We start from the raw sequence: 26,235 nt of genomic DNA, 5'->3' as shown, positions 1-26,235 counted from the left end.
CGCCTGTCGAACACCCATCGATTACCCAGAGCCTCCCCCGCCATGCCCCTGCTCGAAAGCCCGTTCGCCCAGCTCGATCTGATCCGCCAACCCGAGCAGCACAATGATCCGCTGCAGGCCTTCGACGCCGCCGACGAGTATCTGCTCAGCTACCTGGCCGAACAGCAACCGAACGCCGCAACTCGCGTGCTGGTGCTTAACGATAGCTTTGGCGCATTGGCCGCCAGCCTTGAGGGCCATGTGCAGGTGACATCCAGCGGCGACTCGTTTCTCGCCGCCCAAGGCCTGGAAAAAAACCTGCTGCGCAACGGCAAGGCGTTCGATGCGGTGTCGTTCATCCCCGCCAGCCAAGTGCCTGTCGGGCCATTCGACCGGGTGCTGATCCGCGTGCCGAAAACCCTGGCGCTGCTCGAAGAACAGTTGATCCGCCTGCAGGGCCAACTGGCGCCGGACGCTGAAGTTATCGCCGCAGCGATGGTCAAGCATCTGCCACGGGCAGCCGGTGAATTGCTGGAGCAGTACATCGGGCCGATGCACGCGTCCCTCGCGCTCAAAAAGGCGCGGCTGTTGATCGCCACCGTTGGGGAGCGCCCGGCCGCCGTCTCGCCCTACCCCACCCGCTACGCCTTGGACACACCGGCCATCACCCTGCTCAACCACGCCAACGTGTTCTGCCGCGAAAGCCTGGACATCGGCACCCGCGCCTTCCTGCCACACTTGCCCACGGGCCTTGGCAGTGCGCGAGTCGCCGACCTGGGTTGCGGCAATGGCGTACTGGCGATCGCCAGCGCCCTGCAGAACCCGGACGCGCATTACACCTTGGTGGACGAGTCCTACATGGCCGTGCAATCGGCCGCCGAGAACTGGCAAGCGGCCCTGGGTGATCGCGAGGTCATCGTCCGCGCCGACGATGGCCTGGCCGGGCAGGCACCGCAATCGTTGGATGTGGTGCTGTGCAATCCACCGTTCCACCAGCAACAGGTGGTCGGCGACTTCCTCGCCTGGCGCATGTTCCAGCAGGCGCGCGAAGCGTTGGTGGTCGGCGGCGCCCTCTATATAGTCGGCAACCGTCACCTGGGTTATCACAGCAAGTTGGCGCGGCTGTTCCGGGGCGTCGAGCAAGTGGCCGCCACGCCCAAATTCGTCATTCTCAAAGCGCGCAAATAAAAAAAGACCCCGCCCCTCCAAAGAGGGGCAGGGTCAAAAAACCGTGCCGCAAGGCAACGGGATGGGATGTCAGTGCGTGGTCAGGCCGGCCGCGCTCATGAACAGGCGCATCAGGCTGGCCACGATGAACAGGGCCAGCACGCTGCCGCTCCAGATCATCGCCAACCAACCAAGGCGCCGCCACAGCGGTTGCTTCTCAGCCTGTTCAATCTCGTGCAACGAAGGTTTGCCGGACATGAAACGACCCTCCTAGTGATAACCGTCTTCATGGGTGACCTTGCCGCGGAACACGTAGTAGCTCCAGAAGGTGTAGCCCAGGATGAACGGGATGATGAACAACGTGCCCACCAGCATGAAGCCCTGGCTTTGCGGCGGCGCGGCAGCGTCCCAGATCGATACCGACGGCGGGATGATGTTCGGCCACAGGCTGATCCCCAGGCCGCTGTAGCCGAGGAAGATCAGCACCAGCGTCAGCAGGAACGGCGTGTAGTGCGCGTTGCGCGCCACGGCGCGGATCAGCCTGTACATGGTCACCAGCACCAGGATCGGCACCGGCAGGAACCAGAACAGGTTCGGCAGGGTGAACCAGCGCGAGGCGATTTCCGGGTGCGACAGCGGCGTCCAGATACTCACGATGCCGATCACCGCCAACACCACGAAGGCCAATGGTCGCGCCAGGTCGTGCATCTGCTCCTGCAACTTGCCTTCGGTCTTCATGATCAGCCAGGTGCAACCGAGCAACGCGTAGGCCACGATCAGCGCCACGCCGCAGAACATCGTGAACGGTGTCGCCCAATCCAGTGAGCCACCGGCAAACTGGCGATCGACCACCGGGATGCCGTCGATGAACGCACCCAACGCGACGCCCTGGAAGAACGTGGCCGCCAGCGACCCGCCGATGAACGCCTTGTCCCACAGGTGACGCTTGTGGTCCTTGGCCTTGAAGCGGAACTCAAAGGCCACGCCGCGAAAGATCAGCCCGATCAGCATCAGCATCAGCGGCAGGTACAACGCCGACAGCACCACCGAATAGGCCAGCGGGAACGCGCCGAACAATGCCGCGCCGCCCAGTACCAGCCAGGTTTCGTTACCGTCCCAGACCGGGGCGACGGTGTTCATCATCACGTCACGGTCGGTCTTGCCGGGGATGAACGGAAAGAGGATGCCGATGCCCAGGTCGAAACCGTCCATGACCACGTACATCATGATGCCGAAGATGATGATCACGGCCCAGATCAGCGGAAGATCAATACCCATCTCAATGCCCCTTATGCTGGAGGTCGACGTGATCGTCATCGCTGCCGTCATCGGCCGCCGACAACGGCCGCGCCGGTGTGCGTTTCTGGCCTGGGCCACCGTGGGTTGGCTCGATGCCATCGTGGGCCACCGGGCCTTTGCGCACCAGGCGCATCATGTAGCCCAAACCGGCGCCGAACAGCGCGAAGTACACCACCACGAACAGCACCAGGGTGATGCTCATCTGCGCCAGGCTATGCCCGGAGGACGCATCCGCAGTCCGCATCAGCCCGTAGACCACCCACGGCTGGCGGCCGATCTCGGTGGTGAACCAACCGGCGAGAATCGCGATCAAGCCGGATGGGCCCATCCACAACGCCAGGTACAGGAACGGCCGGGACGTATACATCTTGCCGCCCCGACGCAGCCAAAGGCTGAACAGGCCGGTGAAGATCATCAGGAAACCCAGGCCGACCATGACCCGGAACGACCAGAACACGATGGTCGAGTTGGGGCGGTCCTCAGGCGGGAACTCCTTGAGCGCCGGTACCTGTTTGTCCAGGGAGTGGGTCAGGATCAGGCTGCCGAGGTAGGGGATTTCCACCGCGTACTTGGTTTTTTCCGCCTTCATGTCGGGCCAGCCGAACAGGATCAGCGGCGTCGGCTCGTTGCCGATGTTTTCCCAGTGGCCTTCGATCGCGGCGATTTTCGCCGGTTGGTGCTGCAGGGTGTTGAGGCCGTGGAAGTCACCGATCACTGCCTGGATAGGCGCGACGATCAGCGCCATCCACATGGCCATCGACAGCATCTTGCGGATCGCCGGGTTGTCCTTGCCGCGCAGCAAATGCCAGGCCGCCGAAGAACCGACGAAGAACGCCGTCGCCACAAACGCCGCCGTGGCCATGTGCATCAGGCGGTAGGGGAACGAGGGGTTGAAGATCACGGCCAGCCAGTCCGTAGGGATCACGCGGCCGTCGATGATTTCAAAGCCCTGGGGAGTCTGCATCCAGCTGTTGGAGGCGAGAATCCAGAAGGTCGAAATCAGCGTGCCGACGGCCACCATCACGGTCGCGAAGAAGTGCAGCTTGCGCCCCACCTTGTTCCAGCCGAACAGCATCACGCCGAGGAAACCGGCCTCGAGGAAGAAGGCCGTGAGCACTTCATACGTCAGCAGCGGCCCGGTGACGGAGCCGGCGAAGTCCGAGAAGCGGCTCCAGTTGGTGCCGAACTGGTACGCCATGACCAAGCCGGAGACCACGCCCATGCCGAAGTTGACGGCAAAGACCTTCGACCAGAAATGGTAGAGGTCACGGTAGGTATCGTTATGGGTCTTGAGCCACAAGCCTTCCAGCACCGCAAGGTAACTCGCCAGGCCGATGGTGATCGCCGGGAACAGGATGTGGAACGAGATAGTAAACGCGAACTGAATTCGGGCGAGATCTAGCGCCTCCAAACCGAACATAAGTCTTCCTCTGTCAGGTAATACCGAATGCTGGCTGGAGGCCGCATCCACTGCCCCCACGGATATGGAGTGTGGCGAATTTCAATTCGTTTCTTTTTTTACCAACCACGTAGGGAGTCAGGCCTTGCGGCCGCCAGAACAAATCCTGAAATAGCTTTGATCTGGATCAATCACAGTCAAAAGAGTAGTCCCATTTTGGTAATTGGCCTGTGTGGTCTTTTGCCGCGTGACAGCTTGCCTCAGCGCAGTTTCTGCAACTGTTTGTTACAGCTTGATGCTAATCTCGGGTTTCCCTACCGCGCTGGCCCGAACTCCCGATGCCCAATGAACCCGCGTTGCTGTTGCGTCACCACCGCCCTTTCATCGCGTTCTGGCTGGCGCGGATCTTCACCGCCAGCGGCTTCCAAATGCTCACCGTGGCCATCGGCTGGAACCTCTATCAACTGACCGGCAACGTGCTGGACCTGGGCCTGGTCGGCCTGGTGGAATTCGTTCCCCGCGTGCTGTTCATGCTGCACACCGGGCATGTGGCCGACCGCTATGATCGGCGCAAGGTGGCGGCTATCTGTCAGACCGTGCAGGCGCTGATTGCCGTGTCCCTGGCCATTGGCGGCCTGACCGGCAATGTGACCCGCGAGATGATCTTTATCCTCGCCTTCCTGCTCGGCGCCGCGCGCTCCTTTGAAATGCCCACCACCCAAGCGCTGCTCCCGAGCATCGTGCCCAGCACGCTGTTCCCGCGCGCCGTGGCCTCGTCGCAATCGGCCCAGCAACTGGCAACCATCGTCGCCCCGGCCCTCGGCGGTTTGCTCTATGCGTTCGGCAGCGTGTGGGTGTATGGCCCGACCGTGGTGCTGTACCTCATTGCCTGCACGCTGACCCTCAACCTGCCCGCGCGCCAGACGCCGCTGAACAAGGCCAAGGCCACGATGGACTCGCTACTGGCGGGGATTCGCTTTATCCGCAGCCGCCCGGACATCCTCGGGGCGATTTCCCTCGACCTGTTCGCCGTGCTGCTCGGCGGTGCCACCGCGTTGCTGCCGGTGTTCGCCAAGGACATCCTGCTGACCGGCGCCTGGGGCCTGGGCCTGCTGCGTTCGGCGCCGGCGGTGGGCGCGCTGTTGATGTCGTTGTGGTTGGCGCGCTTCTCGGTCGACCGACACGTGGGCCGTGTGATGTTTACCGCCGTCGGGGTGTTCGGGGTGGCGACCATCGCTTTCGGCCTGTCCACCTCGTTCTGGTTTTCCCTGGCGGTGCTGGTGGTGCTGGGCGCCGCCGACATGATCAGCATGGTGATCCGCGCATCCTTCGTGCAATTGGAAACCCCGGACGACATGCGCGGGCGGGTCAGTGCGGTCAACGGCCTGTTTATCGGCGCGTCGAATCAACTGGGCGAGTTCGAATCCGGGATCACCGCCCACTGGTTCGGCACCGTGCCCGCCGTGGTCATGGGCGGGATCGGCACGTTGGTGGTGACCGGGACGTGGATCAAACTGTTCCCGACCCTGGCTCACCGCGACCGCATGCATGTGCCGCTGGACGAAGCCAAGGGCTGAACCTCACCACCAGCCGGTGCGGATATCCGTGACGTTCAGGGGCATTGATCAGCGGATATTGAGCTGGGTATTCAAGGTATTTCGCGGCGCGTTGATCGACGTGTTGCTGTATTCGAACCAGCCTTGGGCTTCGACATTCAGGTCGAACACATAGATGTAGCCCATCAACGTGCCCGCGCCATTGCAGGCCTGGCTGACGCTGCCGACCTGGCACACCGCGGTGCGTTGCCCGTTGAGTACCGCGCCATTGAAGCGACCCATCGGGTTGTTGCCCAGGCCAACCTCCATCACCGACACCTGGGTGGGCCCACGGTGCGTACACATCTGTGTGCTCTGGGAGCGCTCCGGAATCGTTTCCACACACCCGGCCGACTCGACCTTGAACACCCGCACCTCGCTCAAGGCCGGTGCAGTCGCGCCCCACGCCGGTGCCGCGCCTAACCACGCGCTGATACAAGCGATCAGAGCTAGACTCCACGGGTTGGCTTTTTTCATGCTGTCGATGACCCTGAATTAAACATCGGCGCAGTATGCCTCAAGGCCATGATTCACAGCCATGCGCCACAAAGCCAAGCCCGTGCGCCACACGGCCTCGGCTGCTGGTATGATGCGCCGCTTTTTCCGATCCTCTCTGAAACCACAGGCGCTTGGCGCAATTTGTGCTTTGACTTAGAGGTCAACAAATAACGACGCAACATAGCGTCACAGGGAGCAGGCATGCTGGAAAAGCTGTTTCAACTCAAAGCACACAACACGAACGTGCGAACCGAGATCCTCGCGGGCATCACGACATTCCTGGCCATGGCCTACATTTTGTTCGTGAACCCGAGCATCCTCGGCGAAACCGGCATGGACAAGGGCGCAGTGTTCGTCGCCACCTGCCTGGCAGCGGCCATCGGTTCGACCGTGATGGGCTTGATCGCCAACTACCCGATCGCGCTGGCGCCGGGCATGGGCCTCAATGCCTTCTTTACCTACACCGTGGTCCTGCACATGGGCCATACCTGGCAAGTGGCGCTGGGGGCGGTGTTCATTTCGGCGGTGCTGTTCTTCATGCTGTCGATCTTCCGCATCCGTGAATGGATCATCAACAGCATCCCCCTGCCCCTGCGCTCGGCGATTGCTGCCGGTATCGGCCTGTTCCTGGCGCTGATCGCCCTGCACAACGCCGGGATCGTGGTGAGCAACTCGGCCACCATGGTCGGCCTGGGCGACCTGAAACAACCGGCACCGATCCTCGCCGCCCTCGGTTTCGCGCTGATCGTCGCGCTGGAAGCCCTCGCGGTACGCGGCGCGGTACTGATCGGCATCCTGGCGGTGACCATTGTCTCCATTCTGCTCGGCGTGACCCCGTTCGGCGGCGTGACCTCGATGCCACCGTCCCTGGCCCCGACCTTCCTGCAGCTGGATATCAAGGGCGCGCTGGACATCGGCCTGGTCAGCGTGATCTTCGCGTTCCTGTTCGTCGACCTGTTCGACAACTCCGGTACCCTGATCGGCGTGGCCAAGCGCGCCGGGTTGATGGACAAGGATGGCCACATGCCAAAAATGGGCCGTGCGCTGATCGCCGACAGCACCGCCGCCATGGCCGGTTCGCTGCTGGGCACCTCGACCACCACCAGCTACATCGAATCCGCTGCGGGCGTGAGTGCCGGTGGCCGCACCGGTTTGACCGCGGTCGTGGTCGCGATCCTGTTCCTGCTGGCGCTGTTCTTCTCGCCACTGGCCTCCAGCGTACCGGCCTTCGCCACTGCACCGGCGTTGCTGTTCGTGGCCGTGCTGATGACCTCGGGCCTGGCGGAAATCGACTGGGATGACATCACTGTTGCAGCGCCGGTGGTGATCACCGCCCTGGCGATGCCCTTCACTTACTCCATCGCCAACGGCATCGCCTTCGGTTTCATCGCCTGGACCGCCATCAAGCTGCTTTCGGGCCGCTACCGTGAGCTGAACCCGGCGCTGGTGATTCTGTCGATTCTGTTTGTGATCAAGCTGGGCTGGTTCAACGCATGACTTTTGACGCCGCAAGCTACACCGTTCAACTGCAAGACAAGGTCACGCGCTTGCGTGACCTGCTGGCACCGTTCGACGCACCACAGCCTCAGGTCTTCGACTCGCCCCTGCAGAACTTCCGCCTGCGCGCGGAATTCCGCCTGTGGCGCGAAGCGGGGGAACGCCACTACGCAATGTTCTCCCAGGACGACAAGCGCACGCCGATCCTGATCGACGAGTTCCCCATCGCCAGCCAGCGCATCAACCAGTTGATGCCGCAGCTCAAGGCCGCCTGGCAAGCCAGCGCCGCCCTGAGCCACAAGCTGTTCCAGGTGGAGTTCCTGACCACCTTGGCCGGCGACGCGATGATCACCCTGTGCTATCACCGCCCGCTGGACGAGCACTGGCACACCGCCGCGAACCAGCTGGCCGCCGACTTGAACGTGAGCATCATCGGCCGCTCCAAGGGCAAACGCGATGTGATCGGCCATGACTACGTGGTGGAAAAACTCGACGTCGGTGGCCGCACCTTCAGCTATCGCCAACCCGAAGGCGCCTTCACCCAGCCCAACGGCACGGTGAACCAGAAGATGCTCAACTGGGCATACGACGCACTCGGCGATCGCCCGGACGATCTGCTGGAGCTGTACTGCGGCAACGGCAACTTCACCCTGCCGCTGGCCACCCGCGTGCGCAACGTGCTCGCCACCGAAATCAGCAAGACCTCGGTGAACGCAGCCCTGAGCAACCTCGATGAAAACGCAGTGGATAACGTCACCCTGGTGCGCCTCTCCGCCGAAGAACTCACCGAAGCGCTGAACGACGTGCGCCCGTTCCGACGCCTGCACGGCATCGACCTGAAAAGCTACGAATTCGGCAGCGTCTTCGTCGACCCGCCGCGCGCCGGCATGGACCCGGACACCTGCGAACTGACCCGGCGCTTCGACAACATCCTCTACATCTCCTGCAACCCGGAAACCCTGGCGGCGAACATTGCGCAACTGCATGACACGCACCGGATTACCCAATGCGCGATGTTCGACCAGTTCCCATGGACGCACCATATGGAGTCCGGGGTGCTGTTGACCCGTCGATAACCTCCCTTACGGTTCCTTGCGCGGCCGACCGCCCTTCTTGCCATTGGCTCGGGCGGCGGCGGATTTGGCCGCGCTGCTTTTGCGGCCGTTGTGCGACGCCACCAGGCTCACGGCCAGATCCATCAAGGGCTGGCTGGTCGCAATCAGGCCGGTGATGGAAACATGCAGGTCGCGGGCTTCACAGCACAGCGCCTTGCCGCCAAAGCCGACCTCCAATTGCTCGAAGTCCTGCGCGGAAAACCCTTCGAACTCCGGAAGACCGGCCACCGGCAACATGATGCGACTGCCATCGCTGAAGCCGATGGAGATGCAGTCATCCTCGTAACGCACCGAGCAGGCATTGGCGTACACACGCTTCAGTTTGCGCCCCCGCACTATGGCCTTATCGATATCGGCCTCAGTGATCGGTACATCGGGCAAAGTTTTGGCTTTTACGATTTTCATAGATCAATCTCCACACAATCTGGCGCCCTGACCAGATTCAAAAGGGTTCGCTGCCCCGCCACATCGTGTCGGGCGTTTGCAATCACATAGACGCCACGCCGAATGATCAACCCCGGCACCACCTCGTCGGCGTCCCAATCCCAGGAATGGTTCTCCAGGCAAACCGTTTGCAGTTTTTCCCACCAGATCCTTCGTACACGAGCCAGGACGTGTCGCTGCATCAACGTCTGGCGAATGCCCTCCAGAATCCCGGGGGGTGGCCGCCGCCGTTCGGGGTCTACATCCCAAAGCTCCACTCGCCCATCCAGAAAGCTGAAACGAAAACGCGCATCCCATTGCTTTCCCCTGACATGCACGTGAGGCGGGCAATGCTCATCCCTGAGAAACACCGCAATCACATGTCCTTTGTAAGTGCCTACTTTCATCGTAACCCATCCGTTAGGTTATTTTCCGCCGGGTAACACTTTTCCATACATCACCCGACAACCGGCTCCTTGATCAGGGCGTTTTTCACAGCGTAGTAACAGCGGGCAAACCGTCGAATACGGTCTTGTAACGACTCATGGCAGCACCTGGAAATGCCCGGTCTCACTGATTAACGGTTCGATAATCGAACACATCTATCGCCATCGATTGACCAAATTAACCATTCAGTACATTTTATCCGCACAACGAACAATAATTGTGGAGATCCCCTTATGCCGCCCATCGTGCTGGTGCTCAACGGCCCCAACCTCAACCTGCTCGGCACCCGTGAGCCCGCCACCTATGGCCATGAAACCCTGGCCGACATCGCCGCGCTGTGTGGCCGCAGTGCCGAGCAACTGGGGCTGACCATCGAATTTCGCCAAACCAACCACGAAGGCGAATTGCTCGACTGGATTCACGGCGCCCGCGCCCGTTGCACCGGTATCGTGATCAACCCGGCGGCCTGGACCCACACCTCGGTGGCGATTCGCGATGCGCTGGTGGCCAGTGAAGTGCCGGTGATCGAGGTGCATTTATCCAACGTGCATGCGCGCGAGCCGTTCCGTCATCACTCGTTCGTGTCGCCCATCGCCAAGGCGGTACTCGCCGGGTTTGGCAGCCACGGCTATCACCTGGCCCTGGAACATTTCAGCCGCACGGTGAAAGGATGAGCCCGATGAAACCGCGCGTCCTCGCCGGCCTGATCGGCGCCGGCATCCAGGCCTCCCGCACGCCCGCCCTGCATGAACAGGAAGGTGACGCCCAAGGCCTGCGCTACCTGTATCGCCTGATCGACCTGGAACCGCTGCAGCTGGACATCAATGCCCTGCCCGACCTGCTGCAGGCCGCCGAGCAGATGAACTTCACCGGGTTGAACATTACCTACCCGTGCAAGCAGGCGATCCTGCCTTTACTCGATGAATTGTCCGACGAGGCCCGGGGCATTGGGGCGGTCAACACCGTGGTGTTCAAAGCGGGCAAACGCATCGGCCATAACACCGACTGCCTGGGGTTCGCCGAAGGTTTCCGACGCAACTTGCAGGATGTCGTTCGGCGACGCGTGGTCCAGATGGGTGCCGGCGGCGCAGGCGCGGCGGTGGCCCATGCGCTGCTGGCGGAAGGCGTTGAGCACTTGAGCATTTTCGATGTGGACGCCAGCCGTGCCCAGGACCTGGCGGATAACCTCGCACACTGTTTCGGCCCGGGACGGGCCCAGGTCGGCACCCATCTGGAAAACGCCATGGCCGAGGCCGACGGGTTAGTGAACACCACGCCGATGGGCATGGCCAAACTGCCCGGCACGCCCGTGCCGCCGGCCTTGCTGCACGCGCAATTGTGGGTCGCGGAAATCGTGTATTTCCCACTGGAAACCGAACTGCTGCGCAACGCGCGCGCCTTGGGTTGCCGCACTCTGGATGGCGGCAACATGGCAGTATTTCAGGCGGTGAAGGCGTTCGAATTGTTCAGTGGCGTGGTGCCGGATGCACACAGGATGTTGGCACACTTCCAGAGCATGAAGAGCTGACGGCCGAAACCGCATCCAAATGTGGGAGGGAGTTTGCCCCTCCCACCGTGAATCCGCGCCAACCTCAGGTTTGCAGGTAACGCAGCACCGACTCGCAAATCATCTGTCGATGCCGCTGCTTAACGGCCTCGTCCGACAGTTCGATCTGAAAAATCTCACTGAACGTATGGCGGTTGGATACGCGATAAAAACAGAATGAGTTGATCAGCAGGTGAACGTCCAGCGGCTCCAGCCCCTCGCGGAACAGCCCCATTTCGGCGCCACGGCGCAAGGTCGTGCCCAGCGCATCCAGGATGTTGCTGTTCATCGCCTTGATTGAATCGGAGCGCTTCACGTACTCGGCATTGTGGATATTTTCGATGCAGACGATACGCACGAAATCCACGTTCCGGTCGTGGTGATCGAAGGTGAATTCCACCAGCCGACTGATCGCTTCGCGCGGTTCCAGGGCCGTGAGGTTCATGCGTGATTCGGTGTTGCGGATATCGCCGTAGAGCTTCTCCAGCACCTCGACGTACAACTGCTCCTTGCTGCCGAAGTAGTAATAGATCATGCGTTTGGAGGTGTGGATACGCTCGGCGATCGCATCCACGCGAGCGCCGGACAGGCCCTGCTGAACAAACTCGACAATGGCTTCTTGCAGTATGTTTTCGCGGGTCTTTTCCGGGTTGTTCTTGCGACTCTTGCGCGGTGCGTCTGACACTGCGGAGAGATCGGGAGTCAAGGTCATGGTGCGCTCACGGCCGTTTTTTTATTGTGCAGGCCGCGATTATGGGCCGCGGCGCGCCCCGAAGGAAGCACCGGCCCTGCCGTCACAACCGTGCCTGGCGTACCGCACCACTGCGCGACTTGGCCATCGCCGCCAGACGCACCGCCACATTGGCCGCACCGTAGCCGGCGTAGCCATGCTTGCGCTGGATAATCTCGAAGAAAAACCGCCCTTCGAACGGCTCGGTGTACACATGAAACAACTCACCGCCCTGGGCGTCGCGGTCGTACAGCACGTTGTAGTACGCCAGCTCGCTGAGGAACTCGTCGTCGAAATCAAAGCGCGCCGCCAGGTCGTCGTAGTAGTTGAGCGGGATATCCAGCAGCGGCACACCCGCCTCCTTGGCCCGGCGTACTTCGGCGAAAATATCCGCGCAGTCGAAGGCAATGTGATGCACACCCGAGCCGCGATAGCTCGACAGCGCGTGGGAAATCGCGGTGTTGCGGTTTTCGGAAATATTCAGCGGCAAACGAATCGAGCTGCAACGGCTGCGCAGCGCACGGCTTTTCACCAGGCCATACGGATCAGGCAGCACCACTTCGTCATCGGCCTCGAAATCCAGCAAGCTCTTGTAGAACAGCACCCAGCTGTCGAGGCTGTCGGCAGGCAAGGCCATCGCCATGTGGTCGATGCGCAAAAGCCCACCGCTGGTGGCAGCGCCCGGTTGCAGATTGAAATCGGTGTCGTATACGCCTTCGCTTGGGTCCACCAGGTAAATCAGGCTACCGTCCGGCGCGCGCACCGCCGCCAATTCCAGTTCATTCGGCCCGACTAGGCCACGATACGGCTGGCCCTTGTAGGCCACCGCCCGTTCCAGGGCCTTGGCGCTGTCCTTGACCCGAATCGCGGTGGCGCACAGCGACGGCCCATGCGCCTCGAAAAAGTTGTGGGCGAAGGAGTAGGGCTCGCAGTTGAGGATCAGGTTGATATCGCCCTGACGCAGCAGGCTGACGCTCTTGGAGCGATGCTGGCCGGCCTTGACGAAGCCCAGGCGCTCCAGCCATTGGGTGAGCTTGGCGCCGAGGTCTTCGTCCACGGCAAACTCAAGGAACTCGATGCCGTCGTATTCGCTGGCGGGCGGGGTTTCGAAGAGAATATCCAGCGGTGCGGCAGGGCGTTCCTGCGCCAGGCGTTGGCGGGTTTTCTCTTCGAGGTAGAGCAGCGAGCGCAGGCCGTCCGCCGCGTTGGCTCGGGTTGGTGCGGCGCGGAAGCCGTCGTTGAAGATTTCCAGGGACAGCGGCCCGGTATAGCCGCTCTTGATGATCGGCGCGAGAAAACCCGCCAAGTCGAATTCGCCTTGGCCGGGGAAGCAACGGAAGTGTCGGCTCCACTCCAGCACATCCATGGCCAGGATCGGTGCATCGGCCATCTGCACAAAGAAGATCTTGTCGCCGGGGATCTCGGCGATGGCGCTCGGGTCGCCCTTGAGCGACAGGGTGTGGAAGCTGTCGAGCAACACCCCGAGGCTCGGGTGATCGACCTGACGCACCAGGTTCCACACCTGCTGCCAGGTGTTCACATGCCGGCCCCAGGCCAGCGCTTCATAGCCAATGCGCAAGCCACGTCGGCCGGCGTGTTCGGCGAGCAGGCTGAGGTCATCGAGTAGAATACGTTCATCGCCCACGCAATCGGCCGAGGCGTTGCTGCACACCAGCACCAGGTCGGTGCCCAGCTCGTGCATCAGGTCGAATTTACGCTCGGCGCGCTCCAGGTTGCGCGCCAGACGGTCGCGGCGGCAGCCTTCAAAGTCGCGGAACGGCTGAAACAAGGTGATGACCAGGCCCAAGTCAGTGCATATTTGCCTGACTTCCCGCGGGCTGCCGTCGTAATACAACAGGTCGTTCTCGAAGATCTCGACCCCATCAAACCCGGCGGCAGCAATGGCTTCGAGCTTTTCCGGCAGGGTGCCGCTCAAGGAAACAGTGGCGATGGAACGTTGCATGGGGCGACTCCCGGCAATTGTTATTTACAGTAAATTATTCGCCCCCTAGCCTAATGCAGCAATTGAAATGTACGAACCAGTTAGTTTTCAGGGCGATTATCGAACACAATGGGCATTGGCGAATTGACGATTTTTTAGCCACTGCGCACCATCGATTCCGTAACAAAACCCAGAACACACCATAAAAATTTCAAAAACGGGTAAACCCTCATGCCTTCGCAAAACTCAGTCCTGGCTGCGCGCCCGGCCAACCCGCACGCCGGCATCGGCGACAAGATCCGCGGTGCAATGGCCGTCGGTAAAACTCGCTGGGGCATGCTGGCCCTGGTGTTCTTCGCGACCACACTCAACTACATCGACCGCGCCGCCCTCGGCGTGATGCAACCGATCCTGGCCAAAGAAATGAGCTGGACGGCGATGGACTACGCCAACATCAACTTCTGGTTCCAGGTCGGCTACGCGATTGGCTTTGTGCTGCAAGGCCGACTGATCGACCGCGTAGGTGTCAAGCGCGTGTTCTTCTGCGCGGTGCTGCTGTGGAGCGTGGCTACCGGCGCCCACGGCCTGGCCACCTCGGCCGTCGGCTTCATGGTTTGCCGCTTTATCCTCGGGCTGACCGAGGCCGCCAACTACCCGGCCTGCGTCAAGACCACCCGCCTGTGGTTCCCTGCCGGCGAGCGCGCAGTGGCCACCGGCATCTTCAACGCTGGCACCAACGTCGGCGCGATGATGACGCCGATGCTGCTGCCGTTGATCCTGCACGTATGGGGCTGGCAGGCGGCGTTCCTGTGCATGTCGGCACTCGGTGGGATCTGGCTGCTGTTCTGGGGCTTGAAGTACTACAACCCGGAAGAGCATCCAACGGTTAAGCAATCCGAATTGGACTACGTGCAACGGGAAGTCGAACCGGAACAGCCCCGCGTCCCCTTCAGCCGTATCCTGCGCATGCGCGGTACTTGGGCCTTCGCCATCGCCTACTCGCTGACCGCGCCGGTGTTCTGGTTCTACCTGTACTGGCTGCCGCCGTTCTTGAACCAGCAATACAACCTGGGCATCAACGTCACGCAGATGGGTATCCCGCTGATCATCATTTACCTGACCGCCGACTTCGGCAGCGTGGGCGGTGGGATTCTGTCGTCGTTCCTGATCGGCCGCGGGATGAATTCGATCAAGGCGCGGCTGCTGTCGATGCTGCTGTTCGCCTGCTGCATCATCGGGGTGATCATGGCCGCCGGTTCCAGCCAGTTGTGGGTCGCGGTGTTCGCCATCTCCCTGGCGATTGGCGCACACCAGGCCTGGACCGCCAACATCTGGAGCCTGGTGATGGACTACACGCCCAAGCACATGATGAGTACGGTATTCGGCTTCGGCGGCATGTGCGCGGCCATCGGCGGCATGTTCATGACCCAGATTGTCGGCCACATCCTGACCGTGACGAACAACAACTACACCGTGCTGTTCACCCTGATCCCGGCGATGTACTTCATCGCGCTGACCTGGATGTACTTCATGGCACCGCGCAAGATTCCCAGGGTCGACGCCTGATTCAGCGCCGCCGCTGCTGCCAGGCAGCGGCCAACCCGCTCATGCAGATCACCCCGATGCCGACCACCGTGGTCAAGTCGGGGGTATGCGCAAACACCAGCCAGCCCAACACGCCCGCAAACACGATCTGGCAATAGCCGAACGGCGCCAGCAAGGCCGGCGCCGCGAAGCGGAAGGCCTGGGTCAGCAGCAAGTGCGCGGTCATCCCGCAGGTGCCCAACGCCAGCATCAACACGCCGTGCCACAGGGTTGGCACTTGCCAGAAGAACGGCACCATCGCACTCATCACCAAGGTATTGCACAGGCCGGCGAAGAAGTTACTGGTGGTGGGCGTGTCGTATTGGCTGAGGATGCGCGTGAGCAGTTGGTAGAAGCAGAAGAACAATGCCGAGCACAGCGGCAGCAGCACCGCCGGGGTGAACAGTTCACCGCCCGGGTGGATGATCACCAGCACCCCGACAAACCCGCAGATCACCGCCAGCCATTGGCCACGCGTCACGTGTTCACCGAGCAGGGGCACCGACAGCGCCGTCACCAGGATCGGCGCGAGGAAGTTCACTGCGGTGGCTTCCGCCAGCGGGATGTAATGCAGCGCGGCGGTAAAAAACAGGCTGGTGCCCAACAGGCACAAGGCCCGCACCACCTGCATCCCTGGCCGCTTGCTGCGCAGCACGCGCAAGCCCGATTGCGGCAGGAAAATCCCGGCCATCAACAAGGTATGCACCAGGTAACGCGCCCACACCACCATCACGATCGGGTAGAACCCGGCCAGGAATTTGGACAAGGCGTCGTGGCTGGAGAACAGAAAAGTCGCCACCACAATCAGCAGAATGCCTTTGAAGGGATGGTTGACGCCGGAAAGTGGGGTGCTGACAGTCATTGAATTCTCTTGCGTGGCGGGCTGAACGCGGTGGTACTCAACCCGTTAATCTAGCAGTCGGGCATGCGTCTGCCCCAAGAGCATAACCAAACACAGTGCGAACAGCGCACTAAATCACTGCAACCGAGTCCAACGCTGCACGTTCGCCCCGGCGTTGCACACTTTTTAACCAAGGCCTTGCCGCTATGAAAAAAACTGTCTTTCTTCTGTCTACCCTTGCCCTGCTCGCCGCGTGCAACCAAGAGTCCAAGGCGCCCGCCAAACCGGCGCCGCCTTCCGTGCAAGCGACCCTGGTACCGCAAACCCCACCCACCGACAGTTGGGTCGGCAAATGGATCGGCGTCGAAGGCTTGCACCTGACCATCGCCAAGGACGACAGCATCGGCCGTGGCCACTACCTTCTTACCATGCAATACGGCCTCGACGCCGACGCCGCCGGCACCTTCAAAGGTGAAGCGGCCGAAGACGGCATCGCCTTCACCCGCCCCGATGGCCCGCAACAGCTGCGCGCCGGTGACGGTGCGGCAACCGGGTTGAAGTGGCTGGCGGATAAAAAGAACTGCCTGATCGTCGCCACCGGCGAAGGCTATTGCCGTTAATCACGACCATAATCAATCACGCTTAGCACACAGAGGATTGCCCCATGCTATGGAAAAAAGGCCGACGCAGCGACAACGTGGTGGATGCCCGCGATGACAGTGGCGGTGGTGGTGGTGGCATGCGTTTTGGCGGCGGCAAGGGCCTGAGCCTGACCGCGATTGTGTTGATCGTCGGCATCGGCTGGCTGACCGGCCAGGACCCGCTGCAGATCCTCGGCCAATTGACCGGCCAGTTGGAGCAGGCGCCCTCGGTGAGCACCCCGTCGCGCCAGGCGCCGCCGGCCAATGATGAGCAAACCGACTTTGTCCGTGCGGTGCTCGGCGATACCGAAGACACCTGGGCCCAGGTGTTCCAGGAAAACGGCTTGGCCTACAAGAACCCGAAACTGATTCTGTTCCGTGGCCGGGTCAATTCCGCCTGCGGTGGCGCCACGTCCGCCAGCGGCCCGTTCTATTGCCCAGCGGATCAGCAGGTGTACCTGGACCTGGATTTCTTCCGGGAAATGTCGCAACGCTTCCAGGCCGCCGGCGATTTTGCCCAGGCCTACGTGATCGCCCACGAAGTCGGGCACCACGTGCAGACCTTGCTCGGCATCTCGTCGAAGATCCAGGCTGCACGCCAGCAAGGCCGGCAGATGCAAGGCGACGGCGGCCTGCTGGTGCGTCAGGAGCTACAGGCCGACTGCTTTGCCGGCGTGTGGGCCAACCGCGCGCAAAAACGCCTGAACTGGCTGGAACCCGGCGATATCGAAGAAGCGCTGAATGCGGCCAACGCGATTGGCGATGACCGTTTGCAGCAACAGGGCCAGGGCCGTGTCGTGCCGGACTCGTTCACCCACGGCACCTCGGCGCAGCGCGTGCGTTGGTTCAAGACCGGCTTTGCCCAAGGCCAGATCACTCAATGCGACACCTTCGCGGCCAAGAGTCTTTAAATGAATACGCGATTGCGAATGCTGCTGGGTGTGCTGGTCGCCTGCAGCGCCTCCACCTGGGCCGCCGAGCAGGGGGTCAAGGCGGTCAGCCCCGAGCGCTTTCACCTGACGGCCGGCGACCTCAGCCTCGGCTTGAGCCAGGACTGGAGTAAACCCCTGCCCAACGTCACCCGTGCGTTGATCATCGTGCATGGTCGCCTGCGCAACGCACAGACCTACCTGCAGAGCGCTGAAGACGCCGCCGAACATGCCGGGGTTGGCGGCACGACGCTGGTGGTCGCGCCGCAGTTTCTCAATGACTCGGACGTGAAACGCCATCACCTGGCCCCGCAAGTGCTGCGCTGGAACGGCAATGACTGGATGGCCGGCGAGCCCTCCACGGGCCCCGGCCAGGTCAGTTCCTACGGCGCCCTGGACCAGATTATCGAGCACCTGGGCAACCGCACCGTGTTCCCGGCACTGAAAGAGATTGTGGTGGCCGGCCACTCCGGCGGCGGCCAGGTGGTGCAGCGCTTCGCGCTCACCGGCCATGCTCAACCGAGCCTGCAAAGCGCGGGCATCCGCCTGCGCTATGTGGTGGCCAACCCGTCGTCCTACGCCTACTTCAGCCCGCAGCGCCCGGTGCCGTTCAAGGTCGCCGACTGCCCTGGCTTCAATGACTGGAAGTACGGCATGCAACACCTGCCCGCCTATGCCAAGGGGCAAAGCGCCGAGCAACTGGAACAGGCCTATGTGTCGCGTGACATCACCTACCTGTTGGGCCGGCAAGACACCGACCCGAACCACCCGGCGCTGGATAAAAGCTGCGAAGCCGAGACCCAGGGCGCGTACCGCCTGATTCGCGGGCACAACTATTTCGACTACCTCAAGCAGCGCCACCCGCAACTGACCCAGAAGCTGGTGGAAGTGCCGGGGGTTGGGCATAACGGCGATGGGATCTTCACTTCGCCTGAAGGGCAGAAGGCACTGTTCTCTCAGTAATACCTGCAGAAACCGGCTCAACCTGTGGGAGGGGGCAAGCCCCCTCCCACATTTGATCTCTATTGCCCGGGCTGGATCATCCGGCGCAGTACCGCGCAGTCTGCGGCATGCCAATCAGCCAGCTCGGGCCACGGGTTCTCCGGCAGGTTGACCAACACTGTTCTGGTCCCCGCCGCCCGGCCGCAATCCAGGTCAAAGCGGTAATCCCCCACCATCACCATCGCACTGGGCGATACATCCCAGGCCGCCGCCAGTTTCAGCAGGCCGCCTGGGTCGGGCTTGGGCGGCGCATCATCGCGCCCCAGTACATCCTCGACGGCAAAGCAGTCCGCCAGGCCAATCGCTTCCAACGTCACATGCGCCAGCTCCCGCGCATTGCGGGTCAGGATGCCCAGGCGACAACCCCGCCCGGCCAATTCCCGCACCAGTTCCACCGAGCCTTGCGCCGCGACCGAACCCAGCGCCAGCTCGCGCTCATGCTCCAGCAACCAGGCATGTTTGGCCGCCGCGACATCCGCCGGCAATGCTGCGAGGTGGGTGAGGATGTCATCCTCGGGCGGAATATCCAGCGCTACGCGAATGGCCGCGAAATCATGCACAGCCACCGTGAGGGTGCCGTCCATGTCGAACACCCAATGTTTAATCTGCGCCAGGCTCATGCCCAGTCCTTACGGTGGCGGATCAGGCCTTCCTGAGTGACCGAGGCCACCAGTTGCCCAGCGCGGTTGTACACGCTGCCCCGCGAAAAACCACGGGAATTGCCGGCCCACGGGCTGTCCATGGCGTAGAGCAACCAGTCATCGGCGCGCAGGTCGGCGTGGAACCACAGCGCGTGGTCGAGGCTGGCGACCTGCATGTCTTTCTGCCACACGGTCTTGCCATGGGGCAGCAGCGACGTGGTCAGCAAGCCGAAGTCCGAGGCGTAGGCCAGCAGGTACTTATGCAGCGCCGGCGTGTCGGCCAGGGCGCCGTCGGCGCGGAACCACACGTACTTGACCGGGTCGGACGGCTGCGGGTTGAACGGGTCTTTTTCGGTCACCGGGCGCACTTCGATCGGCTTGGGGCACAGCAACTTGTCGCGCATGTGCTCGGGGATCAGGTGGACGCGCTGCTTGGTCAGTTCCAGCTCCGACGGCAGGTTTTCCGGGCCGACCACCGCAGGCATGCTGGTCTGGTGCTCGAAGCCGGCTTCGTCGTACTGGAACGACGCGCTGCAGGTAAAAATCGGGTGGCCCTTCTGGATCGCCGTCACGCGGCGTGTGCTGAAGCTGCCGCCATCGCGCACGCGGTCCACCGAATACACCACCGGCAATGCGGCATCGCCGGGGCGCAGAAAATAACCGTGCAAAGAATGCACGTGCCGCTCGGCTTCTACGGTCTGGCTGGCAGCCGACAGCGACTGGCCGAGCACTTGCCCGCCGAACAGTTGGCGAAAACCCAGGTCCTGGCTGCGGCCGCGAAAGAGGTTTTCCTCGATCGGCTCCAGGGTCAGCAAGTCCACCAGATCTTCCAATACTTGGCTCATAGAGCAACTCCTACAATCTATGGGGCATTCCGGGCTGCTTATCCGTGCAGCGTGTCCAACCATTGGGCGCGGGTGATGCGGTACAAAACATGCGGGCGCAGCGGGTCATCGGCCGCGACCTTGGGGTGTTCAAAATCTGCCTGGGGATCGTAATGCATCCCGATGGCTTGCATGACTTTTTGTGATGGCAGATTGGTTTGGGTGGTGAAGGCGACGATTTCGTCCAACTGCAGGCGGTCGAAACCACAACGCAACGCGGTCCATGCCGCCTCGCTGGCATACCCCAGACCCCAATGCTCACGCGCCAGGCGCCAGCCGATTTCCACCGCAGGGGTGAAGGCGGTTTCAAAGCTGACATTCTGCAACCCGGTCAGGCCGATGAACTCGCCGCTGTCCTTGCGCTGCAAGGCCCACAGGCCGAAGCCGTATTCGGCGAAATGCCCACGAATCCGGCCGATCAACGCGGCGCTTTCCAGGCGGTCCAATCGGGCCGGGAAATAACGCATCACCTGCGGGTCGGCGCACATGTGCGCAAACGCCGGCAGGTCGGCATCGCGCCATTGGCGCAGCACCAGGCGTGCGCTGTGCAATTCCAGTATCGGCTCCATGGGTCCCCCTCCCTTGCCATGTGCGTGAGTGTACCGCGCTGTTAAGATCCGTCGCAGGTTCCCGTCAGAAAATCCCATGCCTTTGCCATTGATCTACCACGATGATTACAGCCCCGAGTTCCCGGCGGACCACCGCTTCCCGATGGACAAGTTCCGCCTGTTGCGTGACCACTTGGTGTCCACCGGGCTGACCCAGGACAGCCAATTACTGCGCCCACCGCTGTGCCCGGCGGACATTCTGGCCCTGGCCCATGAACCTGGGTATATCGAACGCTACATGAGCGGCGAGTTGTCCCGCGAAGACCAACGGCGCCTCGGCCTGCCCTGGAGCGAAGCCCTGGCGCGGCGTACCGTGCGCGCGGTGGGCGGTTCGATCCTGGCGGCGGAGCAGGCGCTGGAGCACGGCCTGGCCTGCCACCTGGCCGGCGGCACCCATCACGCCCACTACGATTACCCGGCGGGCTTTTGCATCTTCAATGACCTGGCCGTGATCAGCCATTACCTGCTGGCCAGCGGCCAGGTCAACCGCGTGCTGATCTTCGACTGCGACGTCCACCAGGGCGACGGCACCGCGCGCATCCTCCACGACACGCCGGACGCGATCACCGTGTCGCTGCACTGCGAAAAGAACTTCCCGGCGCGCAAGGCCCAGAGCGACTGGGACATCCCGCTGCCCATGGGCATGGGCGACGCCGATTACCTCAAGGTGGTGGACGACGCGCTCAACTACCTGCTGCCGCTGTACCAGCCGGACCTGGTGCTGTACGACGCAGGCGTCGACGTGCATAAGGACGACGCCCTCGGCTACCTCAAGCTGACGGACGAGGGCGTCGCCGCCCGCGATGAGAGCGTGATGCGCCATTGCCTGGGCCGCGACATTCCGGTGATGGGCGTGATCGGCGGCGGCTACAGCAAAGACCGTGTGGCCTTGGCCCGCCGCCACGGCATCCTGCACCACAGCGCGCAACGGGTGTGGACGTCATCAGGTTGTCATTGAAATATGGGCGTTACCCACAATGCCTGTGGAACGGCCTGTGGATAACTTGAGCGTAAACGTCTGAAAGCCAGTAACCGCATAGGCTGTAGGAAGCTGTACGTTTTTTGATCAGGAACTTGCGCCGTCCTCGGGTAGAATGCTCGGCCTATTCACGCGACCGTAGCCCTGCCCATGCCTCAGACCCCTGCCCAACACGTCACCATTATCGGCGGCGGCCCTGCCGGCCTGATGGCCGCTGAAGTCCTGAGCCAGGCGGGCCTGCGGGTGGACGTGTACGACGGCATGCCCTCGGTGGGGCGCAAGTTCCTGCTGGCCGGCGTGGGCGGGATGAACATCACCCATTCCGAGGCTTACCCGGCGTTCCTGTCACGCTACGCCGAACGTGCGCCGCAGATGGCGCCGTTGCTGCGTGCGTTCGGTGCGCAAGCACTGTGCGAATGGATTCATGGTCTGGGCATCGATACCTTTGTCGGCACCTCCGGCCGGGTGTTTCCCACAGACATGAAAGCCGCCCCGCTGTTGCGTGCCTGGCTCAAGCGCCTGCGCGACCACGGCGTGGTTATCCACACCCGCCATCGCTGGCTGGGCTGGAGCGCGGACGGCGGTTTACTTATCCACAGCCCGGACGGCGAAAAAACCATCCACAGCGACGCCGTGCTGCTCGCCCTTGGCGGCGGCAGTTGGTCACGCCTGGGCTCCGACGGCACCTGGCTCAAGCGACTGGAAGCTAAAGGCGTGCCCTGCGCGCCGTTACAGCCGAGTAATTGTGGCTTCGAGGTGTCGGCCTGGAGCGAACTGATGGTCAGCAAATTCGCTGGCGCACCGTTGAAAAACGTCGCTATCGGCCTGGGAGATGACAAGCCGCGCCTCGGCGAATGCGTGATCACCGCCAGCGGTATCGAGGGCAGCCTGATCTATGCGCTGTCGGCACCGATTCGTGAGGCGATCAATCGCAATGGCGCCGCCACGGTGCATATCGACCTGCTGCCGAGCAAGCCGCTGGACAAGGTCCTGGCCGCCTTGGCCAAGCCGCGTGGGTCGCGCTCGATGAGCAAGCATCTGCACAGTCAGTTGGGGTTGGATGGGGTCAAGGCGGCGTTGTTGCGTGAGCTGGCACCCGCCGAACATTTCAACGACCCGGCGCAATTGGCTGTGGCTATCAAGGCATTGCCCCTGAGCCTGGTGAAAACCCGGCCGATGGATGAAGCGATCAGTACGGCGGGCGGTGTGCCGTTTGAGGCGCTGGATGAGCGGTTGATGCTCAAGCAATTACCAGGGGTGTTTTGTGCGGGGGAGATGCTGGACTGGGAGGCGCCGACCGGCGGGTATTTGCTGACGGGGTGTTTTGCCAGTGGCAGAGCGGCCGGGCGGGGGATGTTGGAGTGGCTTAAGCGCTGAGATCTGCGGTGAATTCAAAGCCGTCATCGGGGGCAAGCCCCCTCCCACATTTTGACTATGTGAACCCGATCAATATGTGGGAGGGGCGGTGCGACGATTCGACTTGCCCCCGATGAGGCCATCAGCAGCGCCGCAAAATCACTTCTTCTTACGCGGCCCGGTGTTGAACACCGGCACCTTGCGCACCGGCTTGATCGACGGCTCGGCAGGCGCGACCTCGCCACTGTCCACCCACTTGCCCAGGTTGCGCTTGCCGCCACCACCGGAAGCCTTGGGCTTCTTCGGCTTTTTCGGTTTCTTCACCACTTGCCCACTGGCATCGGTGTCCGGCACGCGGTGTTCCGGTTCGAAATCCTGTTCCATATGCCGGGTCAAGGTCTGACGGGTCAGCATCTCGATGGCCGACAGCATGTTCACTTCATCGGCGCACACCAGGGAAATCGCCTCGCCGGTGTTGCCCGCGCGGCCGGTGCGGCCGATACGGTGGATGTAGTCCTCAGCCACAATCGGCAGGTCGAAGTTGACCACCAGCGGCAGGTCTTCGATATCCAGGCCACGGGCCGCCACGTCGGTGGCCACCAGGATCTGCACGTCGCTCGACTTGAAGCGGTCCAGCGCACGTTGACGGGTCGCCTGCGGCTTATCGCCGTGGATGCCGTCGGCATTGATGCCCAGGCCCTGCAGCTTATCCACCAACGCGTCCACGCCGTTACGGGTCTTGGCGAACACCAGCACCTGCTTCCAGCGGCCCTTGCGCATCAGGTGGACAAACAGCTCCGGCTTGCGCTTCTTGTCCACCGGCACCACCCATTGCTTGACGGTATTGGCGGCGACGTTGCGCGGGCTGACTTCGATGCTCAGCGGGTCGTTGAGCATTTGCCCGGCGAGCGTGCGGATTTCATCGGAGAAGGTCGCGGAGAACAGCAGGGTCTGGCGCTTTTTCGGCAGCATGCGGTAAATATTCGCCAGCTCCTCGGAGAAGCCCAGGTCGAGCATGCGGTCGGCTTCGTCGAGCACCAGGGTTTGCAGCTGATTGAGTTTCAGCGCGTTCTGGCGAAACAGGTCGATCAGCCGGCCAGGCGTGGCGACCAACACGTCGACGCCTTTGCGCAGCTTCATCATCTGCGGGTTGATGCTCACGCCGCCGTACACCGCGTAGGTGGTGAGTGGCAGGTGCTGGGCATACTCAGCAACGCTGGCGTGAACCTGCTCGGCCAGCTCGCGGGTCGGGCACAAAATCAGCGCGCGCGCCGAGTTGGCGGCGACTTTCGGCCCTTCCATGGTCAGCAGTTGCAGGAGCGGCACGGCGAAAGCGGCGGTCTTGCCGGTGCCGGTCTGGGCAGCGGCCATCAGGTCGCGGCCGGCCAGCACCGCCGGAATAGCTTGCGCCTGCACCGGCGTCGGGGTCTGGTAGCCGAGCGTCTCAAGGGCGCGCTGCAAGGGTTCGATCAGGCCAAGTGTGGCGAAAGTCATGTGGTTACCGTAGGGGAAATTCAGCGCCTAAGCGGGTAAAAAGGCGTTATGCGCGGCAGTTTACCTTATTTTCGGCCCAGGCTTTCGCCACTGGGGCAGGCTGATCAACAGCACGGCGCTGATGATCACCAACATGGCCAGTGCCTCTTCGATGCCGATGGACTCGCCGACAAACACGATCCCCAACAACACCGCCACCGCTGGGTTCACATAGGCATAGCTGGTCGCGGCAGCCGGACGCACGTGCTTGAGCAGGTACATATACGCGTTGAAGGCGATGATCGAACCGAACACCGTCAGGTAGGCCAGGGCCAGCCAGCCCTCCAGCGGCGGCATGGCTTGCAGGTGCTCACCGGACACCGCGCTGCCGAGCAACAGGGCCGCACCGGCCACCAGCATCTCCGCCGCACTGGCCATCGCGCCCTGGGGCAGCGGCAGTTGCCGGCTCCACACCGAACCGAACGCCCACGAAGCGGCGGCGAACAGCAGTAAAGCCGCGCCGATCGGGCTCGATTGCAAGGTGCTGCCCATGTTGAGCATGGCAATGCCGATAATGCCCAGGATCACCCCCGCCCACTCCAGACGGGTATTACGCGCGCCCCAGAAATAACCGCACAGCAAGGTGAACAGCGGCACGGTCGCCACGGCCAGCGCAGCGACACCGGACGACACCCCCGCGTGCTCCGCCAACGTGACGCCGCCATTACCGAAAGTGAGCAGCAAAATCCCGATCATCCCGGCAGACTTCCATTGCACCCACGTCGGCGCCGGCACTCCACGCCAGCGCAAAAACGCGTACATCAGCGCCCCCGCCGTACAGAACCGAATCCCCGCCAGCAACAGCGGTGGCCAGTACTCCACACCGATCCGGATCACCAGGTAGGTAGACCCCCAAATCACATACAGCGCAAAAAAGGCGGCGATCAACGGTAAGGGAAAGCGACGTGGGCCAGGCATTGGGCAGCTCTGCGGCAGAAAAAGAGAGGCTTATTCTAAAAAGACAGGTGCATAAACATAAGTTACAAAACCTGTTTAAACCGCCCATACACTTTTCAAAGCATGGTTATGAGGGCTATAAACCATGCTTTCGAAAGCCACCTGACGCTGGAGCCTTTTCATGGACAAATACGACCGCATGCTCCTCAGCGCCCTGCTCGAAGACGGCCGCGCGTCCTACGCGCAACTCGCGCGCACGGTCAACCTCTCCGCCCCCGCCGTGGCCGAGCGCGTGGCCAAGCTGGAAGCCAGCGGCGTGATCACCGGCTACCAGGCCAAGGTGGACCTGTCCAAAGTGGGTTTGCCGATCCAGTGCGTGATCGAACTGCGCCTGACCAACCATGGCAGCCAGAAGGTGTACGACGCCCTGGCCGAAATCCCCGAACTGACCGAATGCCACCGGGTCACGGGCGATCCGTGCGTGATCATGCAAGCGGCGGTAGGCACCATGCCGGAGCTGGAGAGTTTGATTAATCGGATAGCGAAGTTCGGGTTCAGCAAGACCTCGATCATTTTGTCGAGCGCGATAGAGCGGCGGGTGCCGTTGGGGCAGTTGGAGGGGAATGGGAAAAGTGGTGGCTGATCCAGCGCCATCGGGGGCAAGTCGAATCGTCGCACCGCCCTTCCCACTTTGATGGATGGA

At 62.3% G+C, this 26,235-nt stretch carries 27 protein-coding genes; 13 read left to right on the top strand and 14 right to left on the bottom strand.

Going from position 1 to position 26,235, the window contains the following annotated elements; genetic code table 11:
• Positions 1 to 42: 42 nt before the first annotated feature.
• On the top strand, positions 43 to 1,167 hold the full coding sequence (locus NR164_RS19825) for a class I SAM-dependent methyltransferase (protein ID WP_256823151.1): 1,125 nt from the start codon (positions 43 to 45) through the stop codon (positions 1,165 to 1,167).
• Between the two features lie 69 nt (positions 1,168 to 1,236).
• Here the strand turns inward: NR164_RS19825 and NR164_RS19820 are convergent, their stop codons facing one another.
• From NR164_RS19820 to NR164_RS19810, 3 genes are read right to left on the bottom strand one after another with little or no spacing between them, the layout of a single operon-like run.
• Positions 1,237 to 1,404, bottom strand: coding sequence for a DUF2474 domain-containing protein (locus NR164_RS19820; protein ID WP_017848279.1), 168 nt, complete (start codon positions 1,402 to 1,404; stop codon positions 1,237 to 1,239).
• Positions 1,405 to 1,416: 12 nt separating this feature from the next.
• Positions 1,417 to 2,424 (bottom strand): cytochrome d ubiquinol oxidase subunit II, encoded by a 1,008-nt coding sequence (gene cydB / locus NR164_RS19815; RefSeq protein WP_256823150.1) that lies wholly within the window; start codon positions 2,422 to 2,424, stop codon positions 1,417 to 1,419.
• A 1-nt stretch (position 2,425) separates the two neighbouring features.
• Entirely contained in the window at positions 2,426 to 3,865 is a 1,440-nt protein-coding gene (locus NR164_RS19810; RefSeq protein WP_017848281.1) for a cytochrome ubiquinol oxidase subunit I, read from the bottom strand.
• A 317-nt stretch (positions 3,866 to 4,182) separates the two neighbouring features.
• Here NR164_RS19810 and NR164_RS19805 point away from each other — a divergent pair, with 317 nt between their 5' ends.
• Complete coding sequence (locus tag NR164_RS19805; RefSeq protein WP_017848282.1) at positions 4,183 to 5,421, top strand: MFS transporter; 1,239 nt, start codon at positions 4,183 to 4,185, stop codon at positions 5,419 to 5,421.
• A gap of 48 nt (positions 5,422 to 5,469) precedes the next feature.
• Here NR164_RS19805 and NR164_RS19800 read toward each other — a convergent pair whose 3' ends face one another.
• Positions 5,470 to 5,916, bottom strand: coding sequence for a DUF4879 domain-containing protein (locus tag NR164_RS19800; RefSeq protein ID WP_256823149.1), 447 nt, complete (start codon positions 5,914 to 5,916; stop codon positions 5,470 to 5,472).
• Between the two features lie 222 nt (positions 5,917 to 6,138).
• Between NR164_RS19800 and NR164_RS19795 the strand changes: the two genes are divergently transcribed.
• Positions 6,139 to 7,434 (top strand): NCS2 family permease, encoded by a 1,296-nt coding sequence (locus NR164_RS19795; RefSeq protein ID WP_017848284.1) that lies wholly within the window; start codon positions 6,139 to 6,141, stop codon positions 7,432 to 7,434.
• On the top strand, positions 7,431 to 8,510 hold the full coding sequence (trmA, locus tag NR164_RS19790) for a tRNA (uridine(54)-C5)-methyltransferase TrmA (protein ID WP_046381974.1): 1,080 nt from the start codon (positions 7,431 to 7,433) through the stop codon (positions 8,508 to 8,510). Before NR164_RS19795 ends, trmA begins: the two co-directional genes overlap by 4 nt.
• Before the next feature lie 6 nt (positions 8,511 to 8,516).
• Here trmA and NR164_RS19785 read toward each other — a convergent pair whose 3' ends face one another.
• Complete coding sequence (locus NR164_RS19785) at positions 8,517 to 8,954, bottom strand: DUF2442 domain-containing protein (protein ID WP_046381973.1); 438 nt, start codon at positions 8,952 to 8,954, stop codon at positions 8,517 to 8,519.
• On the bottom strand, positions 8,951 to 9,379 hold the full coding sequence (locus NR164_RS19780; protein ID WP_046381972.1) for a hypothetical protein: 429 nt from the start codon (positions 9,377 to 9,379) through the stop codon (positions 8,951 to 8,953). The genes NR164_RS19785 and NR164_RS19780 overlap by 4 nt, the downstream gene beginning before the upstream one ends.
• Positions 9,380 to 9,652: 273 nt before the next feature.
• Here NR164_RS19780 and aroQ point away from each other — a divergent pair, with 273 nt between their 5' ends.
• Complete coding sequence (aroQ, locus tag NR164_RS19775) at positions 9,653 to 10,093, top strand: type II 3-dehydroquinate dehydratase (protein WP_256823148.1); 441 nt, start codon at positions 9,653 to 9,655, stop codon at positions 10,091 to 10,093.
• Positions 10,094 to 10,098: 5 nt separating this feature from the next.
• Entirely contained in the window at positions 10,099 to 10,947 is an 849-nt protein-coding gene (locus NR164_RS19770) for a shikimate dehydrogenase (RefSeq protein WP_046482177.1), read from the top strand.
• A 64-nt stretch (positions 10,948 to 11,011) separates the two neighbouring features.
• Here NR164_RS19770 and NR164_RS19765 read toward each other — a convergent pair whose 3' ends face one another.
• Together NR164_RS19765 and quiC are read right to left on the bottom strand one after the other, a co-directional pair.
• The gene (locus NR164_RS19765) at positions 11,012 to 11,677 is read right to left on the bottom strand and encodes a TetR/AcrR family transcriptional regulator (protein ID WP_017848290.1); all 666 of its coding nucleotides are present in this window, start codon (positions 11,675 to 11,677) and stop codon (positions 11,012 to 11,014) included.
• An 82-nt stretch (positions 11,678 to 11,759) separates the two neighbouring features.
• Positions 11,760 to 13,658 (bottom strand): 3-dehydroshikimate dehydratase QuiC, encoded by a 1,899-nt coding sequence (gene quiC, locus NR164_RS19760; RefSeq protein ID WP_256823147.1) that lies wholly within the window; start codon positions 13,656 to 13,658, stop codon positions 11,760 to 11,762.
• Between the two features lie 210 nt (positions 13,659 to 13,868).
• Between quiC and NR164_RS19755 the strand changes: the two genes are divergently transcribed.
• Complete coding sequence (locus NR164_RS19755) at positions 13,869 to 15,203, top strand: MFS transporter (RefSeq protein WP_046381969.1); 1,335 nt, start codon at positions 13,869 to 13,871, stop codon at positions 15,201 to 15,203.
• 1 nt (position 15,204) lies between these two features.
• Here NR164_RS19755 and NR164_RS19750 read toward each other — a convergent pair whose 3' ends face one another.
• A complete protein-coding gene (locus tag NR164_RS19750; protein ID WP_017848293.1) occupies positions 15,205 to 16,083 on the bottom strand; it encodes a DMT family transporter in 879 nt (292 codons plus the stop codon).
• Between the two features lie 185 nt (positions 16,084 to 16,268).
• On the opposite strand from NR164_RS19750, the gene NR164_RS19745 reads away from it, so the two are divergent.
• The 3 genes from NR164_RS19745 to NR164_RS19735 are packed head-to-tail and all read left to right on the top strand — an operon-like array spanning position 16,269 to position 18,595.
• On the top strand, positions 16,269 to 16,682 hold the full coding sequence (locus NR164_RS19745; RefSeq protein WP_046381968.1) for a lipoprotein: 414 nt from the start codon (positions 16,269 to 16,271) through the stop codon (positions 16,680 to 16,682).
• A gap of 44 nt (positions 16,683 to 16,726) precedes the next feature.
• Positions 16,727 to 17,614: a neutral zinc metallopeptidase gene (locus NR164_RS19740; RefSeq protein ID WP_017848295.1), complete on the top strand. Its 888-nt coding sequence runs from the start codon at positions 16,727 to 16,729 to the stop codon at positions 17,612 to 17,614.
• Positions 17,615 to 18,595 carry an alpha/beta hydrolase gene (locus tag NR164_RS19735; RefSeq protein ID WP_126586235.1) on the top strand — a complete coding sequence of 327 codons (981 nt, stop codon included), beginning with the start codon at positions 17,615 to 17,617 and terminating at the stop codon, positions 18,593 to 18,595.
• Positions 18,596 to 18,654: 59 nt separating this feature from the next.
• On the opposite strand, the gene NR164_RS19730 is transcribed toward NR164_RS19735, so the two are convergent.
• The 3 genes from NR164_RS19730 to NR164_RS19720 are packed head-to-tail and all read right to left on the bottom strand — an operon-like array spanning position 18,655 to position 20,728.
• Positions 18,655 to 19,254, bottom strand: coding sequence for an HAD family hydrolase (locus tag NR164_RS19730; RefSeq protein WP_046381966.1), 600 nt, complete (start codon positions 19,252 to 19,254; stop codon positions 18,655 to 18,657).
• Positions 19,251 to 20,120: an acyl-CoA thioesterase II gene (gene tesB, locus NR164_RS19725; RefSeq protein WP_046381965.1), complete on the bottom strand. Its 870-nt coding sequence runs from the start codon at positions 20,118 to 20,120 to the stop codon at positions 19,251 to 19,253. The genes NR164_RS19730 and tesB overlap by 4 nt, the downstream gene beginning before the upstream one ends.
• Before the next feature lie 38 nt (positions 20,121 to 20,158).
• Complete coding sequence (locus tag NR164_RS19720) at positions 20,159 to 20,728, bottom strand: GNAT family N-acetyltransferase (RefSeq protein WP_046381964.1); 570 nt, start codon at positions 20,726 to 20,728, stop codon at positions 20,159 to 20,161.
• A gap of 76 nt (positions 20,729 to 20,804) precedes the next feature.
• Here NR164_RS19720 and NR164_RS19715 point away from each other — a divergent pair, with 76 nt between their 5' ends.
• Positions 20,805 to 21,725 (top strand): histone deacetylase, encoded by a 921-nt coding sequence (locus NR164_RS19715; RefSeq protein WP_256823146.1) that lies wholly within the window; start codon positions 20,805 to 20,807, stop codon positions 21,723 to 21,725.
• Between the two features lie 171 nt (positions 21,726 to 21,896).
• A complete protein-coding gene (locus NR164_RS19710) occupies positions 21,897 to 23,123 on the top strand; it encodes a TIGR03862 family flavoprotein (RefSeq protein ID WP_256823145.1) in 1,227 nt (408 codons plus the stop codon).
• 138 nt (positions 23,124 to 23,261) lie between these two features.
• Here the strand turns inward: NR164_RS19710 and NR164_RS19705 are convergent, their stop codons facing one another.
• Both NR164_RS19705 and yedA read right to left on the bottom strand, forming a co-directional pair.
• Complete coding sequence (locus NR164_RS19705) at positions 23,262 to 24,596, bottom strand: DEAD/DEAH box helicase (protein WP_017848302.1); 1,335 nt, start codon at positions 24,594 to 24,596, stop codon at positions 23,262 to 23,264.
• Between the two features lie 60 nt (positions 24,597 to 24,656).
• Positions 24,657 to 25,553, bottom strand: a complete 897-nt coding sequence (yedA, locus tag NR164_RS19700) for a drug/metabolite exporter YedA (RefSeq protein WP_057005123.1) — start codon at positions 25,551 to 25,553, stop codon at positions 24,657 to 24,659.
• A 160-nt stretch (positions 25,554 to 25,713) separates the two neighbouring features.
• Here yedA and NR164_RS19695 point away from each other — a divergent pair, with 160 nt between their 5' ends.
• Positions 25,714 to 26,175, top strand: coding sequence for an Lrp/AsnC family transcriptional regulator (locus NR164_RS19695; RefSeq protein WP_046381959.1), 462 nt, complete (start codon positions 25,714 to 25,716; stop codon positions 26,173 to 26,175).
• Positions 26,176 to 26,235 lie beyond the last annotated feature (60 nt).

This window comes from Pseudomonas sp. Pse79, from assembly GCF_024519615.1.
Lineage (GTDB): Bacteria > Pseudomonadota > Gammaproteobacteria > Pseudomonadales > Pseudomonadaceae > Aquipseudomonas > Aquipseudomonas veronii.
The sequence above is the reverse complement of the archived record's forward strand: the minus strand, read 5'-3'. Positions and strand labels throughout refer to the sequence as shown.

What these genes read in the sequence shown, in the direction of transcription:
- NR164_RS19720 (WP_046381964.1), bottom strand. Translation starts at nt 20,728, where the DNA reads ATGGAGCCGATACTGGAATTGCACAGCGCACGCCTGGTGCTGCGCCAA.
- aroQ (WP_256823148.1), top strand. Translation starts at nt 9,653, where the DNA reads ATGCCGCCCATCGTGCTGGTGCTCAACGGCCCCAACCTCAACCTGCTC.
- cydB (WP_256823150.1), bottom strand. Translation starts at nt 2,424, where the DNA reads ATGGGTATTGATCTTCCGCTGATCTGGGCCGTGATCATCATCTTCGGC.
- NR164_RS19715 (WP_256823146.1), top strand. Translation starts at nt 20,805, where the DNA reads ATGCCTTTGCCATTGATCTACCACGATGATTACAGCCCCGAGTTCCCG.
- yedA (WP_057005123.1), bottom strand. Translation starts at nt 25,553, where the DNA reads ATGCCTGGCCCACGTCGCTTTCCCTTACCGTTGATCGCCGCCTTTTTT.
- NR164_RS19765 (WP_017848290.1), bottom strand. Translation starts at nt 11,677, where the DNA reads ATGACCTTGACTCCCGATCTCTCCGCAGTGTCAGACGCACCGCGCAAG.
- quiC (WP_256823147.1), bottom strand. Translation starts at nt 13,658, where the DNA reads ATGCAACGTTCCATCGCCACTGTTTCCTTGAGCGGCACCCTGCCGGAA.
- NR164_RS19800 (WP_256823149.1), bottom strand. Translation starts at nt 5,916, where the DNA reads ATGAAAAAAGCCAACCCGTGGAGTCTAGCTCTGATCGCTTGTATCAGC.
- NR164_RS19820 (WP_017848279.1), bottom strand. Translation starts at nt 1,404, where the DNA reads ATGTCCGGCAAACCTTCGTTGCACGAGATTGAACAGGCTGAGAAGCAA.
- NR164_RS19770 (WP_046482177.1), top strand. Translation starts at nt 10,099, where the DNA reads ATGAAACCGCGCGTCCTCGCCGGCCTGATCGGCGCCGGCATCCAGGCC.
- NR164_RS19755 (WP_046381969.1), top strand. Translation starts at nt 13,869, where the DNA reads ATGCCTTCGCAAAACTCAGTCCTGGCTGCGCGCCCGGCCAACCCGCAC.
- NR164_RS19805 (WP_017848282.1), top strand. Translation starts at nt 4,183, where the DNA reads ATGCCCAATGAACCCGCGTTGCTGTTGCGTCACCACCGCCCTTTCATC.
- NR164_RS19735 (WP_126586235.1), top strand. Translation starts at nt 17,615, where the DNA reads ATGAATACGCGATTGCGAATGCTGCTGGGTGTGCTGGTCGCCTGCAGC.
- NR164_RS19730 (WP_046381966.1), bottom strand. Translation starts at nt 19,254, where the DNA reads ATGAGCCTGGCGCAGATTAAACATTGGGTGTTCGACATGGACGGCACC.
- NR164_RS19695 (WP_046381959.1), top strand. Translation starts at nt 25,714, where the DNA reads ATGGACAAATACGACCGCATGCTCCTCAGCGCCCTGCTCGAAGACGGC.
- NR164_RS19810 (WP_017848281.1), bottom strand. Translation starts at nt 3,865, where the DNA reads ATGTTCGGTTTGGAGGCGCTAGATCTCGCCCGAATTCAGTTCGCGTTT.
- NR164_RS19785 (WP_046381973.1), bottom strand. Translation starts at nt 8,954, where the DNA reads ATGAAAATCGTAAAAGCCAAAACTTTGCCCGATGTACCGATCACTGAG.
- NR164_RS19745 (WP_046381968.1), top strand. Translation starts at nt 16,269, where the DNA reads ATGAAAAAAACTGTCTTTCTTCTGTCTACCCTTGCCCTGCTCGCCGCG.
- NR164_RS19750 (WP_017848293.1), bottom strand. Translation starts at nt 16,083, where the DNA reads ATGACTGTCAGCACCCCACTTTCCGGCGTCAACCATCCCTTCAAAGGC.
- tesB (WP_046381965.1), bottom strand. Translation starts at nt 20,120, where the DNA reads ATGAGCCAAGTATTGGAAGATCTGGTGGACTTGCTGACCCTGGAGCCG.
- NR164_RS19705 (WP_017848302.1), bottom strand. Translation starts at nt 24,596, where the DNA reads ATGACTTTCGCCACACTTGGCCTGATCGAACCCTTGCAGCGCGCCCTT.
- trmA (WP_046381974.1), top strand. Translation starts at nt 7,431, where the DNA reads ATGACTTTTGACGCCGCAAGCTACACCGTTCAACTGCAAGACAAGGTC.
- NR164_RS19825 (WP_256823151.1), top strand. Translation starts at nt 43, where the DNA reads ATGCCCCTGCTCGAAAGCCCGTTCGCCCAGCTCGATCTGATCCGCCAA.
- NR164_RS19740 (WP_017848295.1), top strand. Translation starts at nt 16,727, where the DNA reads ATGCTATGGAAAAAAGGCCGACGCAGCGACAACGTGGTGGATGCCCGC.
- NR164_RS19795 (WP_017848284.1), top strand. Translation starts at nt 6,139, where the DNA reads ATGCTGGAAAAGCTGTTTCAACTCAAAGCACACAACACGAACGTGCGA.
- NR164_RS19710 (WP_256823145.1), top strand. Translation starts at nt 21,897, where the DNA reads ATGCCTCAGACCCCTGCCCAACACGTCACCATTATCGGCGGCGGCCCT.
- NR164_RS19780 (WP_046381972.1), bottom strand. Translation starts at nt 9,379, where the DNA reads ATGAAAGTAGGCACTTACAAAGGACATGTGATTGCGGTGTTTCTCAGG.